This is a genomic window from Bacillus sp. FSL K6-2819 (assembly GCF_038008305.1).
In the GTDB taxonomy this organism is placed as follows: Bacteria; Bacillota; Bacilli; order Bacillales; family Bacillaceae; genus Bacillus; species Bacillus amyloliquefaciens.
Genome location: NZ_JBBOYV010000001.1, coordinates 3,955,735 through 3,972,727, shown reverse-complemented (window position 1 = coordinate 3,972,727; position 16,993 = coordinate 3,955,735). Strand labels below are relative to the sequence as shown.

General features: G+C 44.5%; 18 protein-coding genes. 16 read left to right on the top strand and 2 right to left on the bottom strand.

Annotated features, from left to right (window positions below; all coding sequences use genetic code 11):
• The first annotated feature begins 621 nt into the window (after window positions 1-621).
• The 10 genes from rpmH to MHH91_RS20645 all read left to right on the top strand — a co-directional run bounded on the left by rpmH (window position 622) and on the right by MHH91_RS20645 (window position 9,989).
• Window positions 622-756: a 50S ribosomal protein L34 gene (gene rpmH / locus MHH91_RS20690; RefSeq protein ID WP_003178075.1), complete on the top strand. Its 135-nt coding sequence runs from the start codon at window positions 622-624 to the stop codon at window positions 754-756.
• Between the two features lie 152 nt (window positions 757-908).
• Window positions 909-1,259, top strand: coding sequence for a ribonuclease P protein component (rnpA, locus tag MHH91_RS20685; protein ID WP_013354275.1), 351 nt, complete (start codon window positions 909-911; stop codon window positions 1,257-1,259).
• A 160-nt stretch (window positions 1,260-1,419) separates the two neighbouring features.
• Complete coding sequence (gene spoIIIJ / locus MHH91_RS20680) at window positions 1,420-2,169, top strand: YidC family membrane integrase SpoIIIJ (protein ID WP_014471334.1); 750 nt, start codon at window positions 1,420-1,422, stop codon at window positions 2,167-2,169.
• On the top strand, window positions 2,166-2,807 hold the full coding sequence (gene jag / locus MHH91_RS20675) for an RNA-binding cell elongation regulator Jag/EloR (protein ID WP_013354273.1): 642 nt from the start codon (window positions 2,166-2,168) through the stop codon (window positions 2,805-2,807). The genes spoIIIJ and jag overlap by 4 nt, the downstream gene beginning before the upstream one ends.
• A 289-nt stretch (window positions 2,808-3,096) precedes the next feature.
• Window positions 3,097-4,476, top strand: coding sequence for a tRNA uridine-5-carboxymethylaminomethyl(34) synthesis GTPase MnmE (mnmE, locus tag MHH91_RS20670; RefSeq protein WP_007409903.1), 1,380 nt, complete (start codon window positions 3,097-3,099; stop codon window positions 4,474-4,476).
• 16 nt (window positions 4,477-4,492) lie between these two features.
• Complete coding sequence (gene mnmG, locus MHH91_RS20665; protein WP_004392959.1) at window positions 4,493-6,379, top strand: tRNA uridine-5-carboxymethylaminomethyl(34) synthesis enzyme MnmG; 1,887 nt, start codon at window positions 4,493-4,495, stop codon at window positions 6,377-6,379.
• Between the two features lie 13 nt (window positions 6,380-6,392).
• Entirely contained in the window at window positions 6,393-7,112 is a 720-nt protein-coding gene (gene rsmG, locus MHH91_RS20660) for a 16S rRNA (guanine(527)-N(7))-methyltransferase RsmG (protein ID WP_013354272.1), read from the top strand.
• A gap of 121 nt (window positions 7,113-7,233) precedes the next feature.
• Window positions 7,234-8,085 carry a nucleoid occlusion protein gene (gene noc / locus MHH91_RS20655; RefSeq protein WP_007615083.1) on the top strand — a complete coding sequence of 284 codons (852 nt, stop codon included), beginning with the start codon at window positions 7,234-7,236 and terminating at the stop codon, window positions 8,083-8,085.
• 298 nt (window positions 8,086-8,383) lie between these two features.
• Window positions 8,384-9,145: a sporulation initiation inhibitor protein Soj gene (soj, locus tag MHH91_RS20650; protein WP_004392964.1), complete on the top strand. Its 762-nt coding sequence runs from the start codon at window positions 8,384-8,386 to the stop codon at window positions 9,143-9,145.
• Window positions 9,138-9,989: a ParB/RepB/Spo0J family partition protein gene (locus MHH91_RS20645; RefSeq protein ID WP_014471333.1), complete on the top strand. Its 852-nt coding sequence runs from the start codon at window positions 9,138-9,140 to the stop codon at window positions 9,987-9,989. Before soj ends, MHH91_RS20645 begins: the two co-directional genes overlap by 8 nt.
• A gap of 29 nt (window positions 9,990-10,018) precedes the next feature.
• On the opposite strand, the gene yyaC is transcribed toward MHH91_RS20645, so the two are convergent.
• Window positions 10,019-10,633, bottom strand: coding sequence for a spore protease YyaC (yyaC, locus tag MHH91_RS20640; RefSeq protein WP_013354269.1), 615 nt, complete (start codon window positions 10,631-10,633; stop codon window positions 10,019-10,021).
• A 219-nt stretch (window positions 10,634-10,852) separates the two neighbouring features.
• Window positions 10,853-11,263, bottom strand: coding sequence for a GNAT family N-acetyltransferase (locus MHH91_RS20635; RefSeq protein ID WP_013354268.1), 411 nt, complete (start codon window positions 11,261-11,263; stop codon window positions 10,853-10,855).
• Window positions 11,264-11,436: 173 nt separating this feature from the next.
• On the opposite strand from MHH91_RS20635, the gene MHH91_RS20630 reads away from it, so the two are divergent.
• From MHH91_RS20630 to ssbA, 6 genes are all read left to right on the top strand, one after another.
• Entirely contained in the window at window positions 11,437-12,441 is a 1,005-nt protein-coding gene (locus MHH91_RS20630; RefSeq protein WP_041481692.1) for a YkvI family membrane protein, read from the top strand.
• An 85-nt stretch (window positions 12,442-12,526) separates the two neighbouring features.
• Window positions 12,527-12,733: a DUF951 domain-containing protein gene (locus tag MHH91_RS20625; protein WP_004392973.1), complete on the top strand. Its 207-nt coding sequence runs from the start codon at window positions 12,527-12,529 to the stop codon at window positions 12,731-12,733.
• A 46-nt stretch (window positions 12,734-12,779) separates the two neighbouring features.
• Window positions 12,780-14,783 (top strand): molybdopterin-dependent oxidoreductase, encoded by a 2,004-nt coding sequence (locus MHH91_RS20620; RefSeq protein WP_014472421.1) that lies wholly within the window; start codon window positions 12,780-12,782, stop codon window positions 14,781-14,783.
• 126 nt (window positions 14,784-14,909) lie between these two features.
• Window positions 14,910-16,010: a redox-regulated ATPase YchF gene (ychF, locus tag MHH91_RS20615; protein WP_013354265.1), complete on the top strand. Its 1,101-nt coding sequence runs from the start codon at window positions 14,910-14,912 to the stop codon at window positions 16,008-16,010.
• Between the two features lie 111 nt (window positions 16,011-16,121).
• A complete protein-coding gene (gene rpsF, locus MHH91_RS20610) occupies window positions 16,122-16,409 on the top strand; it encodes a 30S ribosomal protein S6 (protein ID WP_013354264.1) in 288 nt (95 codons plus the stop codon).
• Between the two features lie 39 nt (window positions 16,410-16,448).
• Window positions 16,449-16,967, top strand: coding sequence for a single-stranded DNA-binding protein SsbA (gene ssbA / locus MHH91_RS20605; protein WP_013354263.1), 519 nt, complete (start codon window positions 16,449-16,451; stop codon window positions 16,965-16,967).
• The last annotated feature ends 26 nt before the right edge of the window (window positions 16,968-16,993 follow it).

Genomic DNA, 16,993 nt, shown 5'->3' with positions numbered 1-16,993 from the left:
TATCCGGCACAGCCCTCCTTTTCTTTTAAAATCAGCGATCTTTCCCTGTTATAGAACACAAAAAAAGAGCATATGGCTCTGACCATTCGTACACACGAAATGTTGAAAACATATAGTATAGTAGAAAAATAGCTTTTCGACAAATTCCACAAGTTGTGGACAACAATCTACACAAGCTGTGTAGAAACAATCCACAACTTATCCACACTTTGTGGATAAAGAGAATAGGCTGGATAAGTAATTAAGAGTTAAAACACAAATATAATATCAAATTAAGCGAGGACTTGCAACGGTTCTCGTAATCTTATCCACAAACCTGACAACTTGTTGAAAAATCTTTGTCCACAGGGGTTAGCAATGTGAAAATGTTGTCGATAACGATTGTGGATATTAAAAAACGACCAAAAAATTATCCACATGCCGTTTTTTTCAGAGGCCGGGGCCTTTTTTTTGCGCTAAAAAAAGGAATATGAAAATTAAGGTTTCTAAACTGGTTAAGGTATGTTATCCTATTATGGTTGTAAGAAATAAAAGCACTGCTGAAGTTGACAATGAATAGGCAGCACAAATATAATAAGTAAGACTGTCTTTAACAGCTATTCCTCGAGGGAGGTGTCATAAATGAAAAGAACATTCCAACCGAATAACCGTAAACGCAGTAAAGTTCATGGCTTCAGAAGCCGTATGAGTTCAAAAAACGGTCGTCTAGTATTAGCACGCCGTCGCCGCAAAGGCAGAAAAGTATTATCAGCTTAGGCCACTGAATAATGTCAGTGGTCTTTTTTCACATTATGAGAAAAGAGATCACGCGTCGCCCGGAACTGGAGAAATTTCTTCAGTTTTCCGGCGGCCCGTTTTTTTTAGATAGAAATAAAAGTTTCTGCGAGTGAATATCGGAGTGAATCAAAGTGAAGAAGCGAAATCGGTTAAAGAAAAATGAAGATTTTCAAAAAGTGTTTAAACGCGGAACGTCTATGGCAAACCGCCAGTTCGTGCTGTATACCCTTGATCAGCCGCAGCAGAAAGAGCTCCGGGTAGGGCTTTCTGTCAGCAAAAAAATCGGCAATGCCGTCGTGCGCAACCGGGTGAAGCGTTTAATCAGGCAGGCGATCCAGGAGGAAAAAGAGCTTCTCAAGCCGAAAGATTTTATTATTATCGCTAGAAAACCCGCAGCTGAACTCAGTATTGAAGAAACGAAAAAAAGTCTGCAGCACTTATTCAGAAAAACCTCTTTATATAAGAAATCTTCGTCGAAATAGCTCATATTTTGTTTTCTTCACGTTTTTAAAAGCGCTTCCTTTTGTTTGGCGAAAAATGACCGCCATTTAAAACTGAAAGATGCTAAAATACATACAAGGTTTATAAAGAATGGTATAGGAGGAAACGTTCTTGAAAAGGAGAATATGGTTACTACTGAGTATGGTCGGTATGCTCGTGCTGCTGGCCGGATGCTCGAGTGTAAAAGAGCCGATTACGGCGAATAGTCCGCATTTCTGGGACAAATATGTTGTATATCCATTGTCAGAAGTCATTACGTACGTAGCGAAACTGACGGGCGATAACTATGGTTTATCGATCATCATCGTTACGATTTTAATCCGTCTGCTGATTCTGCCGCTGATGATCAAACAGCTTCGAAGCTCAAAAGCGATGCAGGCGCTGCAGCCCGAAATGCAGAAGCTTAGAGAAAAATACAGCTCAAAAGATCAAAAAACGCAGCAGAAGCTTCAGCAGGAAACAATGGCCCTGTTTTCAAAGCATGGGGTAAACCCGCTGGCGGGATGTTTCCCGATCCTGATTCAAATGCCGATTTTGATCGGATTTTACCACGCTATTATGCGTACGCAAGCCATTTCACAGCATAGCTTTTTATGGTTTGATTTAGGCGAGAAAGATCCTTACTATATTCTTCCTATCGTTGCCGGTGTGGCCACTTTTGTCCAGCAGAAGCTGATGATGGCCGGAAATCCTTCTCAGAATCCTCAAATGGCAATGATGGTATGGATTATGCCGATCATGATCATCGTATTTGCGATCAACTTCCCGAGCGCGCTTTCTCTTTATTGGGTAGTCGGAAACTTGTTTATGATTGCTCAGACATTCCTTATTAAAGGACCGGACATTAAACACGATCCGGAAACGCAGAAAGCGGGAGGAAAGAAAAAGTGAAGAAGGTGACTGCTGCGGGACGGAATGTCGAAGAAGCAGTTCAATCAGGCCTTCAGGAACTTCAACTGACGAAAGATCAAGTAGAAATAACGGTGGTGCAGGAAGAATATAAAGGGTTTTTGGGTATTTTCGGAAAAAAGAATGCGATCGTAGAACTGAAAGAGAAAAAAAATTCCGTTCAGGAAGCGAAAGCGTATCTGGAAGAAATCATCAATACCATTGCCGGGCCTTCCGAGATTGTCACGGAGGAAAACAAAAAAACAGTTTGTTTTCATATTAAGGGTGAAAAAGCGGCGCTGCTCATTGGTAAGAGAGGACAAACACTCAATGCCCTGGAAACATTGACGCAGCTTGTGTTGAACCGCGGCTCCGGCCAGTACCGCCAAGCCGTTGTCGACGCTGAGAATTATCGTCTGAAAAGAAGAGAAATTCTGGATCAGCTGGCAAACAGGCTGGCCAAGCAGGTATCGAAAACGAAAAAAGATGTGCATTTAGAACCGATGCCGTCTGGTGAAAGAAAAATCATCCATGACGCTCTGGCGAAGCATCCAAATATCAAAACTTTTTCTACCGGTGAAGGCCGGTACCGCCATCTCGTTATTTCCCATAAAGATAGCAGAAAACCGAAGTCCGGGTAAAATCGGAACTTCGGTTTTTTTATTGGCAAAATTGGCTCTATTCCTAAGCAGAATCATACTTTTGGCGTTTAAGTTTTTTCTTTTTCGGTGTATGCTGTTGATAAAAAAGGTTTTAGGAAATAAAATTAATTGTTATTCACATGTGGATAAGTTAAAGTAATAAGGGATGAATTTCTGCCTTTGTGGATAACGTATCTTCCACTTCAAACCAAACTATGTTATCTTTTAATTTTGGCGTAAATAAAATTTTTTATATAGATGGAAACAGAGATAAAGAGAGGTGAACAGCATGGATACAATTGCAGCGATTTCAACTCCGATGGGTGAAGGCGCGATCGCGATCGTTCGGCTGAGCGGGCCGGAAGCCGTAAAAATTGCCGACAAAATGTACAAGGGTCCGAAAGGCAAAACGCTCAGTTCGGCAGAATCGCATACCATTCATTACGGGCATATTGCAGACAGCACTACGGGACGGATTATTGAGGAAGTGATGGTGTCTGTTTTAAGAGCGCCCAGAACATTCACAAGGGAAGATGTCATCGAAATCAACTGTCACGGAGGGATTGTGACGGTTAATCAGGTGCTCCAGCTTGCTTTAAGAGAAGGCGCGAGGCTGGCAGAACCCGGTGAGTTTACGAAGCGCGCATTTTTAAACGGACGGATTGACCTGTCACAGGCGGAAGCGGTGATGGATCTGATCAGGGCCAAAACGGACCGTGCCATGAATGTCGCCATGAATCAGATGGAAGGACGGCTTTCCGCACTTGTCCGCCGTCTACGTGATGAATTATTAGAAACACTTGCCCATGTTGAGGTTAATATAGATTATCCGGAATATGATGACGTCGAAGAAATGACGCATCAGCTCTTAGTGGAGAAGGCGAGCGGCGTGAAGAAAGAAATCGAGGCGCTGCTCCGTACGTCTGAGCAGGGGAAAATTTTGCGCGAGGGACTGTCTACCGTCATCATCGGCCGTCCGAACGTAGGGAAATCCTCTTTGCTTAACAGTCTTGTCCATGAAACGAAGGCGATCGTAACCGATATTCCGGGAACGACGCGTGATGTGATTGAGGAATATGTCAATGTCCGAGGCGTGCCGCTCCGGCTTGTTGATACCGCCGGAATCCGTGAGACCGAAGACATCGTCGAAAGAATCGGTGTAGAACGGTCACGCCAGGTTCTGAAGGAAGCGGATCTCATTTTGCTTGTGCTTAACCACAGCGAAGAGCTTTCTGAAGAAGATGTGAAATTATTTGAAGCGGTTGAGGGAATGGACGTCATTGTCATTATGAATAAGACGGATCTCGAGGCTAAGATTGACGCTGAGCGCGTCAAAGAGCTTGCGAAAGGCAGGCCCGTCGTCACGACCTCATTGCTGAAAGAAGAAGGCATTCAAGATTTAGAGGAAGCGATTCAGTCGCTATTTTATACAGGAGCGATCGAAAGCGGAGATCTCACATATGTCAGCAACACCCGTCATATCTCGATTCTGCATCAGGCAAAGCAAGCCATTGATGATGCACTGAATGGAATTGAGCAGGATGTTCCGATTGATATGGTGCAAATTGATCTGACAAGGTGCTGGGAGCTGCTGGGCGAAATCATCGGTGATGCCGTCCACGAAAGCTTAATTGATCAGCTCTTTTCACAATTTTGTTTAGGTAAATAAAAGGGAGGAAAAAACCATGGGGTATGAAGCAGGCCAATACGACGTGATTGTCATCGGCGCCGGGCATGCCGGTGTTGAGGCTGCGCTCGCATCCGCGCGCCAGGGAGCTAAAACGCTTGTTTTGACGATTAATCTTGATATGGTTGCGTTTATGCCATGTAATCCGTCTGTCGGCGGCCCCGCGAAAGGGATTGTCGTCCGCGAAATTGACGCGCTCGGCGGAGAAATGGCAAGAAATATAGATAAAACTCATATTCAAATGAGAATGCTGAATACAGGAAAAGGTCCGGCCGTACGGGCGCTGCGAGCGCAGGCGGATAAATTCCAATATCAGCATGAAATGAAGCATACGCTGGAAAAAACACCGAATTTGACACTTCTTCAAGGGATTGCCGAGCGTTTAATCATTGAAGACGGCGAGTGCCGCGGTGTCATTACGCAAACCGGTGCTGAATATAAGGCGAAAACGGTCGTACTGACAACGGGGACGTATTTAAGAGGGCGGATCATTCTTGGTGATCTGTCTTACTCAAGCGGTCCGAATAACCAGCAGCCGTCTATTAAACTTTCTGAGCACTTAGAGGAGCTCGGTTTTGATCTCGTTCGTTTTAAAACGGGAACCCCTCCTCGCGTATCAAGCGATTCCATTGATTACAGCAAAACAGAAATCCAGCCGGGGGACCCGGTTCCGCGCGCTTTCTCATATGAAACGGTTGAATACATTACCGATCAGCTGCCTTGCTGGCTGACTTACACGAGTCCTGAGACTCATGAGATCATCGACAGCAATCTGCATCGTTCGCCAATGTATTCCGGTATGATTAAAGGAACGGGGCCGAGATATTGCCCTTCTATTGAAGATAAAGTCGTTCGGTTTAATGATAAACCGCGTCATCAGATTTTCCTTGAGCCGGAAGGCAGGAATACGCAGGAAGTATACGTTCAAGGTTTATCCACGAGCCTTCCTGAGGACGTACAGCAGCGGATGCTGGCGACCATTCCGGGACTGGAAAAGGTGCAAATGATGAGAGCCGGATATGCGATTGAGTATGACGCGATCGTACCGACGCAGCTCTGGCCTACACTGGAGACGAAAAAAATTCCTAACCTGTATACGGCCGGTCAAATTAACGGTACATCAGGTTATGAAGAAGCAGCCGGACAAGGAATTATGGCGGGAATCAACGCAGGCCGCAAAGCGCTTGGAAAAGAAGAGGTGATCCTCAGCCGTTCCGATGCGTATATCGGTGTATTGATCGATGATTTGGTAACGAAAGGAACCAATGAACCATACCGTCTGCTGACTTCACGCGCGGAATACAGACTGCTGCTCCGCCATGATAATGCGGATCTTCGTCTGACGGAAATCGGCCATGAAATCGGCTTAATTTCTGATGAGCGCTATGAAGCGTTTGAAAAGAAAAAAGCGGCGATTGAGGCTGAGAAAAAACGTCTCTGGTCTGTTATTATCAAGCCGTCTCCTGAAAATCAGGAATATATCCGTTCACTCGGCGGAAGCGAGCTGAAAGACGGAGTGCGCGGCACAGATTTAATGAAACGTCCGGAAATGAACTATGAAACAGTGACAAAACTTGCACCTGCTGATTCTCCGGTTCCGCAAGATGTGGCGGAACAAGTGGAAATTCAGGTGAAATATGAAGGATATATCGAAAAATCCTTGCAGCAAGTGGAGAAGCTGAAGAAAATGGAAAACAAAAAAATCCCTGATCGGATTGATTATGACGCCATTAAAGGAATTGCAACTGAAGCCCGCCAAAAGCTGAAAGAAGTGCGTCCTTTATCAGTTGCTCAAGCGTCCCGTATTTCCGGAGTCAATCCGGCAGATATTTCAATCCTGCTGGTATACCTGGAGCAGGGCCGTATTGCCAAGGTAGCTGAATAGAAAGGATGACGGCATGAATATAGAGGAATTTACATCCAGTTTAGCGGAGAAAGGGATTTCCCTTTCTGACCGCCAGCTGGAGCAATTCGAGTTGTATTACCAGATGCTCGTGGAATGGAACGAAAAGATGAATCTGACGTCTATCACTGAGAAAAAGGAAGTATATCTCAAGCATTTTTATGATTCGATTACGGCGGCATTTTATATTGATTTTGAAAAGGTCACCACTCTTTGTGACGTCGGCGCCGGTGCCGGTTTTCCAAGCCTGCCCATCAAAATCTGCTTCCCGCATCTGCATGTCACCATCGTCGATTCACTGAATAAGCGGATTACGTTTTTGGAAAATCTCGCTGATGCTTTACAATTAGAGCATACGACATTTGTCCATGACAGGGCAGAGACGTTCGGACAGCGCAAGGACGTCCGGGAAAGCTTTGATCTCGTGACGGCCCGTGCAGTGGCGCGTCTGTCTGTTCTGAGCGAGCTTTGTCTGCCGCTGGTCAAGAAAAACGGCGTATTTGCCGCTCTAAAAGCAGCAGCGGCTGATGAAGAATTGAAAGCGGGACAAAAGGCGATTAAAGTATTGGGAGGAGAGCTTGAACAAGTTCATTCCTTTACACTTCCCGTTGAAGAAAGTGAACGGAACATTATGTTAATTCGCAAGATGAAAAGCACTCCGAAAAAATATCCGAGAAAACCGGGTACTCCAAATAAATCGCCAATTGAAGGGTAATTTAGACAGCCTGATGTGACAATTCCATCATATTTTCTGCAAAATTGATGAAGATACAGCAGGAAAAACCATGAGAAAATAGAATTATAAAAATGGCAGTTTTTAAAGGTGGTGTAGGTACATGAAGCATTCATTCTCTCGTTTCTTCGGGTTTGGTGAGAAGGAAGAGGAACCGGAGATAGCTGAGCATGATACAAATAAAGAAGAGATACTCGAGATACCGGTACATGCTATCGTTCCCAACCGTTTTCAGCCACGCACCATTTTCTCAGATGAAAAGATCAAAGAGTTAGCAATGACGATCCATACACACGGCATCATTCAGCCGATTGTTGTCAGACATACAGAAGATGAAGGCCAATATGAGCTCATTGCGGGTGAAAGGCGCTGGAGAGCGGTACAGACGCTTGAATGGGAGAAGATTCCCGCAATTATAAAGGATTTCTCTGATACGGAAACGGCATCTGTCGCTTTGATTGAAAACCTGCAGAGGGAAGAATTGTCCTCCATTGAGGAAGCTCATGCGTACGCAAGGCTGTTAGAACTTCATGATTTAACACAGGAAGCCTTGGCGCAGCGTTTAGGAAAGGGCCAGTCAACGATTGCGAACAAGCTCCGATTGTTAAAGCTTCCGGAACCCGTTCAGGATGCGATTATGGAGAAAAAAATCACGGAACGCCATGCAAGGGCCCTGATCCCGCTCAAACAGCCGGAGCTTCAGGTCACTTTGCTTGCGGAAATCATTGAGAAAAGCTTAAATGTCAAGCAGACGGAAGACCGAGTGGTGAAAATGCTTGAACAGAATAAGCAGAAACCAAAGCCGAGACGCAAAGCGTTCAGCCGAGATACACGAATTGCAATGAATACGATTCGCCAGTCATTGTCCATGGTGGAAGACAGCGGCGTCAGACTGAATACTGAGGAAGAAGAATTCGAAGAGTACATTCAGCTTACCATTCGGATACCTAAATAAAAACTCTCCTGATCAGCAGGGGAGTTTTTATTTTAGTCAAAAAACTATTTTAGGATAATGATAGATTTATTGTACACCATACATTATAAATGTAAAAATTTATATTTTTTCGTCGTATATTGTCTTTTCACAGTCAAAAAAGTCACTTTATCGGAGAACTTATAAGGGAAAGTGTCTTTTTCGTTTACATTTTTTTCACTTGCTGATAAACAAATTATGAAAAAAATAAAACGCTTTACTCTTTTTTTGATAAGATAGAAACAAGACAGTACATGTTCATGTGAAGGTAGGTGACATCGTGGGAAAAATCATAGCAATTACGAACCAAAAAGGCGGAGTCGGGAAGACAACGACTTCTGTTAATCTGGGGGCTTGCTTAGCTTACATAGGTAAAAGGGTTCTTCTTGTTGATATTGATCCGCAGGGCAACGCAACGAGCGGATTAGGGATTGAAAAAGCCGATGTGGATCATTGTGTGTACGATATTTTAGTAGATGACGCAGATGTAACAGAGATTATCAAACCGACTTCAGTAGAGAACTTAGATGTCATTCCAGCCACGATCCAGCTTGCGGGAGCGGAAATCGAATTGGTTCCGACGATTTCAAGAGAGGTCAGGCTGAAAAGAGCATTAGAATCAGTGAAACAAAATTACGATTACATGATTATTGATTGTCCTCCGTCTCTCGGGTTATTAACGATTAATGCGCTTACCGCGTCAGATTCAGTTGTTATCCCGGTTCAGTGCGAATATTACGCTCTTGAAGGATTGAGTCAATTATTAAATACAGTTCGGCTTGTGCAAAAACATTTAAATACAGACTTAATGATAGAAGGAGTGCTTCTGACGATGCTTGATGCCAGAACGAATCTCGGTATTCAAGTTATAGAAGAGGTGAAGAAATACTTTAGAGATAAAGTGTATCAAACCATTATCCCTCGCAATGTCCGTTTAAGTGAGGCGCCGAGTCATGGCAAGCCGATCATATTATACGATCCGCGTTCGAGAGGTGCGGAAGTATATTTAGATTTAGCAAAGGAAGTGGCAGCGAATGGCTAAAGGCGGGCTCGGAAAAGGGATTAATGCGTTGTTTAATCAAGTTGATTTGTCTGAAGAGACAGTGGAAGAGATTAAGATCAGTGATTTACGCCCCAATCCTTATCAGCCAAGAAAACAATTTGATGATGAGTCATTAGCTGAACTGAAGGAATCCATCATTCAGCATGGCATTCTTCAGCCCATTATCGTGAGAAAATCATTGAAGGGCTACGATATTGTAGCCGGCGAACGCCGTTATCGCGCCGCAAAACTTGCCGGTAAAGAGACAGTGCCGGCTATCGTGCGGGAGTTATCTGAATCGCTGATGCGGGAAATCGCCCTATTGGAGAACCTTCAGCGGGAAGATTTATCACCGCTTGAAGAAGCTCTTGCATATGATTCACTGCTGAAGCATTTGGATATTACGCAGGAACAGCTCGCTAAACGGCTCGGGAAAAGCAGACCTCATATTGCCAACCATTTAAGACTGCTGACGCTTCCTGAAAGCATCCAGAACCTCATTGCAGAAGGTACGTTATCCATGGGGCACGGCAGAACCCTGCTCGGTTTGAAAAATAAAAACAAGCTTGAACCGCTTGTGAAGAAAGTGGTTGAAGAACAGCTTAACGTCCGTCAGCTTGAGCAGCTCATTCAGCAATTAAACAGTAATGTTCCACGTGAAACAAAGAAAAAAGAACCTGTTCAAGATGTTGTGTTAAAAGAGCGGGAATCGTATTTGCAAAATTACTTCGGAACAACAGTCAATATTAAGAGACAAAAGAAAAAGGGGAAAATTGAGATTGAGTTTTTCTCAAATGAAGACCTTGAACGTATCCTTGAGCTTTTGTCTGAAAGAGAAGCGTAAAAACCATCTTTTAAAAAAAGATGGTTTTTTTATATACGTCTTGTCAGCTTATGAAACGGACTGAGCCGTTCCTGGCGGCCTTCTGTTTTATCTGTCAGCTGTAATCCCTCTGCTAAAACATTCGCCATGCTCATAACAAGATGGAGCCTCGTATTCTGCAAAACAAAATACTCCATAAACCCGCTGACATTGACGATTCCATTGATATGGACGTCACCGATCTCAGGAAGGTCTTTTTGAACACCAGCTCCGGGTTTCAGCGGCCCATCGCCGATTTGAAATGACCCTACGCTTTTAACGCGGCCTAAACAAGCGTCAACCGCAATAATAAACGGATTTTTATGTATATGGTGAATATCTTTCAGTTTGTCTTTCATATTTACGGCGTGAACGGGATCTGACAGTGTACCGTAAACGTGCAACCTGCCTAATTTCATGTTTTCTAACTTTGTTCCTACGAGCGGACCTAATGAATCTCCGGTCGATCGATCTGTACCGATACATACGGTGACTAACGGTCGGCCGGCTGCTTTACGTAAAGATGAAGCAAGGATCGCTTGTATTTGATTCGCGGCAGAAGAATCTGTATGAGACACATATTGTTTTGCCCGTTCTTGAGAAAAAAGCCCGCCTTTTCGATTCATAGGGTTCACTTCCTTGTCATGTCATACGAGTATTACACTGATGTTTTTGATGATGTATGGTTGTTTACAGTATATCCAGCACCGCCTTTTTTTATGCTTATGCAGTGATCAGCATACCGATTGTTTGAAAAGAGCGGGATAGAAAAAAGAACTTAGAGCTGTTGTTCTCTAAGTTCATGAAAGATATAAGACCGTGTGATCTTTTTCTGTAGGTGAATTCTATTGAGCGCAGAGTTTTTTGCCGGGTTCATTTGTTGAAGTAACTGAGAGATGGAGCTGTTCCGTGTCTTTCATCTTCTTTGCCTGGCTGATGGCTTTGGTCATTAACGCTTTTCCTGCGCCTGACCCCCGGTATTCGGGAGAAACATACATAGAACCGATAATCGCAATGTGTCTTAGTTTATACAGAGGCTGCTTGGATATCTTAATGATTCCTATCAGTCTGTCTTTTTCAAAAGCGCCAAGCATGATGGCATTGTCGGCTTCGATCCTGGCTTTGAATTTTTCGGGCAGCCATTCTTTCTCCTCATTATGGCTGACGGCGAAAGCGTCCGGGTGATCCTTTAAAGCTTCGAGTCTGATGTTGGAATAGGGCTGAGTATCACTTGCGGTTAAACGCCTGATGTACATGAGTTTGGGCTCCTTATAATAATTTCATAAAATAATTTTCTGATTAGTCAATTATTTTTATCATACCATATTTGTCCCGTTTGTATGAATGATTGCCGCTGTCACTCAATATAGTAGCAATATGCGGAGATTATCTGAAATTTTATGAGGTGATAAGGGTGTGGAGAGCCGGGATGAGGTGGATGCTGCTCATATTAAGCAGCCAGATTGGGGCCGGTTATGCAAGCGGGCAGGAAATATGGCAGTTTTTCGGTGTTGAAAGCGGACTGGCTATTATATTGTTTACAGTCATGTTCACCATTTCGGCTTATATAGTGTTGAAGATCAGCTATCGTGTTCAATCAACGCACTTTTTACCTGTGCTTGAGCATCTGATGGGGCCGGCTCTTGCCAAAATCTATGATGTACTTATTATGTTTTATTTGTTTTCAACGACGACGGTCATGATTGCCGGAGGCGGTGTGACGCTGCAAATGTACAAGCTGCCGTTTTGGATCGGTATTTCTCTTTTTTGCATCGTGACCGTCTTTTTATTCTTTTGGGATATAAAAGGAATATTATCTTTGAATAGTATTTTGATACCGATTCTTGTAGCCGGGCTTTTATATGCATTGATCTTTTTTCAGACAACCCATCATTACACGTGGACGATAGATTTGACCCGGCAATTTAATTGGCCGGCAAGTATTACCTTTACGTCATTAAACATCCTTTCTGTTGTGGCGGTTCTTTCTTCTGTCGGAAAGGATATGAAAGGGCTTGGGGAAGCGAAAATCGCCAGTATTGCAAGCGGGCTTATTTTTGGTGTGATTTCTTTTGTCTACAATGAAACGCTTGTGCAGCTTTCAGGCAGTCTCACACAATACGAGATTCCTCTCTTTGCCGTCCTTGAAGGCGCTCCTTATCCGTTATTTCTTTGTATGGCCGCGGTACTTTTTTTAGCCATCTATACGACAACCGTGACCGGCCTGTTCGGGCTGTCCAGCCGCATGCTTGTATTTGTGAAATTGCCGAGATGGATGCTCGTCTTTCTTCTTTTAGCTGTGATGGTGCCTTTTACGACAATCGGCTTTTCAGATTTAATCGCCATTTTGTATCCCATTTACGGGCTATTAAGTCTTTATTTGCTGGTATGTCTTCTTCTTTACCCTATATTAGGAAGATGGAAAAAAGTATAATGCTCATTTTGAGTGCGGCCGTTGCTCTTATCCTGTCTTTTTTTGTACAATAAATAAAGCAGTCTATGAAGAGAGGTGAAGGGTCTTGGCGGATAAAGACTTTGGCCTGAATGATATTGTTGAAATGAAGAAACCGCACCCTTGCGGTGAAAACAGGTGGAAAATCATTCGGATGGGAATGGATATTCGGATCAAATGTACGGGGTGTTCCCACAGTGTCATGATTCCGAGAAGAGATTTTGAGAGAAAGCTGAAAAAAGTACTCGTCAAGCATGAGGAGCCTACATCATAAAGGCTGGCGCTCATGCTTTTTCATATAGAGGAGAGGAAGAGGCCCGATGAGCAAAGTGCATCAGTCAGCGTGCCCGCTGAATTGCTGGGACAGCTGCGGCTTTTTGGTGACAGTTGAAGATGGGAAGGTGACGAAAGTAGACGGAGACCCGAATCACCCCATTACAGAAGGAAAAATTTGCGGCCGGGGCAGAATGCTGGAGACGAAAACGAATGCTCCGGAACGGCTTCGTTATCCTTTGAAAAAGATAGACGGCGAATTTGTCCGCATTTCCTGGGAACAGGCGTTGGATGAAATTGCTGAAAAAATGGCGGTGATTAAGGAAACGTTTGGCACTGCCGCTGTGCTGCACAGTCATGACTACGCAAATAACGGTCTTTTGAAGGCGCTCGACCAGCGTTTTTTCAATGGATACGGCGGTGTGACGGAGATTGCGGGAAGTATTTGCTGGGGTTCCGGAATTGAAGCGCAGCGCTGGGATTTCGGGCACTCTTACGGGCATGGACCGCTTGATATTTATCACAGCAAGCATGTGATCGTATGGGGCAGAAATGTGTCCCGGACGAATATGCACCTCTATCATCATTTGCAGCAGGTGAAGAAAAAAGGGGCGACACTGACGGTCATCGACCCTATTTTTAATCCGACCGCAAAGCTTGCCGACCGGTATATATCCGTCAAACCCGGCATGGATGGCTGGCTTGCGGCCGGTGTTTTGAAAGTATTATGCCAAACCGGCAGAACGGATGCCGATTTCATTCAAAAGCATTCAGTCGGTTTTGAAGAAATAGAAAAGCTGCTGCGCGCGATTTCTTTTGATGAGATCATTGAGAAAACAGAAACGTCTTTAGAAGAGATTGAATATCTTGCTGATCTATATGCAGACGGTCCCGCTTCTACTTTTATGGGTCTTGGGATGCAGAGATATAAAAACGGCGGCGGGACGATACGCTGGATTGACGCTTTAGCGGCGGCGAGCGGAAATGTCGGTATTAAAGGCGGCGGCGCAAACTTTGGAAATGTGCAAGTCGGTGAAAGCTTTGCGAAAACCGAACTCACCCGTCCTGATCTGAAAAAAAACGCAAGAACGTTTTCGATGATGACTCAAGCCGAAGAAGCGTTGAATGCAGCCGACCCGCCGATTGAGATGATCATCGTGACGTGCGGCAATCCGCTGACACAAGTGCCGAATACAAAAAAAGTGAAGGAAGCGTTCGAAAAAACACCGGTTACAGTGGCTATTGATTCGATCATGACCGATACGGCAAAGCTCTGTGATTATGTGCTGCCGACGGCCGCTGTTTTCGAAGAGGAAGATATTTATTACTCCAGCATGTATCATCACTATGTTCAATATGGAAAGAAGCTTGTGGAACCGCAGGGGGAGGCGAAATCAGACCGATGGATTTGGACGGAGCTGGCAAAGCGTCTCGGATTCGGAGAGCTGTTTGATTATCGTACGGAAGATTTCTTGAAGATGGGGCTTTCTTCTTTGGAGGAAGAGGGGATCACCCTTGAGCGATTAAAGGAAAAAGGCCATATGCCGCTTCCGGTCAAACAGGTCCCGTGGGATGATTTCCAATTTTTAACCCCGAGCGGGAAATTTGAATTCATCTCGTCATTGGCAGAAGAGAAAGGATACAGCGGCCTCCCTCGATTGGAAGTGCCGGAGGAGTCTGTTTATCACGACGGCGGGCTGGCCGAGAAATATCCGTATACGCTGCTGTCCATTCACCCGCAGCGCTCTAACCATTCACAGCACGTGCCGTTTATTGAAAAACTTCAGCAGATTCAGGTGGATCTGTCGCCTGATATCGCCGAGGAGCTTGCCCTTCAGGACGGAGATACGGCAGAGGTATACAATGACCGCGGGCGTCTGCGCGGCAGGGTGAAAATCATGAAGCAGGCTCACCCCAAGACGGTGAATATAGATGAAGGCATGTGGTCGGCATTCGGAGGCTCCGTCAACATGCTCACAAAGGATTCAAATTCCGATAATGGAATGGGAAGTACGCTTTTTGACTGTCTGGTAGCGGTTAAAAAAGGATAATCTAAGGAGAGAGAGTGCGGGAAATGCTTTTTTCTCAGCTTGTCTTTTCCTATGAACCTCCTTATAATTGCTCTAGGTTTACAATACGTTTATACGATGATGGTTTGATATAGAGGAGATGAAAGAATGGCTTTAACTGCTGGAATTGTCGGTTTGCCGAATGTCGGAAAATCGACGTTGTTTAATGCAATTACCCAGGCTGGTGCCGAATCAGCCAACTACCCGTTCTGTACAATTGACCCTAACGTGGGAATCGTGGAAGTGCCTGATGAACGTCTGCAAAAGCTGACTGAATTGGTAAACCCGAAAAAAACGGTGCCGACTGCGTTTGAATTCACTGATATCGCGGGGATCGTAAAAGGCGCATCTAAAGGTGAAGGACTCGGAAATAAGTTTCTTTCTCATATCCGTCAGGTAGATGCGATCTGCCACGTTGTACGCGCATTTGCTGATGACAATATTACGCACGTGTCAGGGAAAGTCGATCCGATTGATGATATTGAAACGATCAATCTTGAATTGATTCTTGCCGACATGGAGACAGTCGAAAAGCGCATCACGCGGGTAAGCAAGCTTGCGAAGCAAAAAGACAAAGAAGCGGTTTTTGAGTTTGACATTCTGTCTAAATTAAAAGAAGCTTTCGAACAAGAAAAGCCTGCCCGTTCCGTTGAATTTACGGAAGAACAGCAAAAGCTTGTGAAGCAGCTTCATTTGCTTACGTCAAAACCTGTGCTTTATGTGGCAAATGTGAGCGAGGACGAAGTGGCTGATCCTTCAGGAAATGAATACGTTGCGAAAATCCGTGAGTACGCCGCGGGGGAAAATGCCGAGGTTATCGTCGTCTGTGCAAAAATCGAGTCTGAAATTGCTGAATTGGAAGGCGAAGAAAAGCAAATGTTCCTTGAAGAGCTCGGCATCGAAGAATCAGGTCTTGATCAGCTGATTAAAGCGTCATACTCTCTTCTCGGCCTTGCGACATACTTTACGGCGGGGGAACAGGAAGTGCGCGCTTGGACATTCAGAAAAGGCATGAAAGCTCCTGAGTGTGCGGGTATCATCCACACAGACTTTGAACGCGGCTTTATCCGCGCTGAAACGGTTGCTTATGAAGACCTTTTGGCAGGCGGCGGAATGTCCGGAGCGAAAGAAGCCGGAAAAGTGCGTCTGGAAGGTAAGGAATATGTAGTCCAAGACGGAGATGTCATTCATTTCCGATTTAATGTATAGGACACAGTTGTAAAGGGACAAGAGCTTTGGTATAATATAAACTTGTGAGTAATAGAATTATTGCTCCTTGCCCATTATAGGGCCGCTTAGACCAAAAGGAGGTGCAAACAGATGAAAAAGTACGAAGTTATGTACATTATCCGTCCGAACATTGACGAAGAGTCAAAGAAGGCAGTTATCGAGCGTTTCAACAACGTTTTGACTTCTAACGGAGCGGAGATCACTGGAACAAAAGATTGGGGTAAACGTCGTCTTGCTTACGAAATCAACGATTTCCGTGACGGTTTCTACCAAATCTTAAACGTTCAGTCTGACGCTGCAGCGGTTTCTGAATTCGACCGTTTAGCTAAGATCAGTGACGATATCATTCGCCACATCGTTGTTAAAGAAGAAGAATAAGCAATTTGAAATATATAATGTTAAAAGGTGGTCTTTCATATGCTTAACCGAGTTGTATTAGTCGGAAGACTAACAAAAGACCCAGAGCTTCGTTATACGCCAAGCGGTGCGGCTGTCGCCACGTTTACTCTAGCTGTGAATCGTACATTCACGAACCAGTCTGGAGAACGTGAAGCCGATTTCATTAATTGTGTCACTTGGAGAAAACAAGCCGAAAACGTTGCAAACTTTCTTAAAAAAGGAAGCCTTGCCGGCGTAGACGGCCGTCTTCAGACAAGAAATTATGAAAATCAGCAGGGACAGCGTGTCTTCGTGACAGAAGTCCAAGCTGAAAGTGTTCAATTTCTTGAGCCTAAAAACAGCGGCGGTTCTGGTTCAGGCGGATACAACGAAGGAAACAGCGGCGGAGGCCAATACTTTGGCGGAGGCCAAAATGATAATCCGTTCGGCGGAAATCAGAACAACCAGAGAAGAAATCAAGGGAACAGCTTTAATGATGATCCATTTGCCAACGACGGCAAGCCGATTGACATCTCGGATGATGATCTTCCGTTCTAATAGATTATCGCTATATTCATAACAAG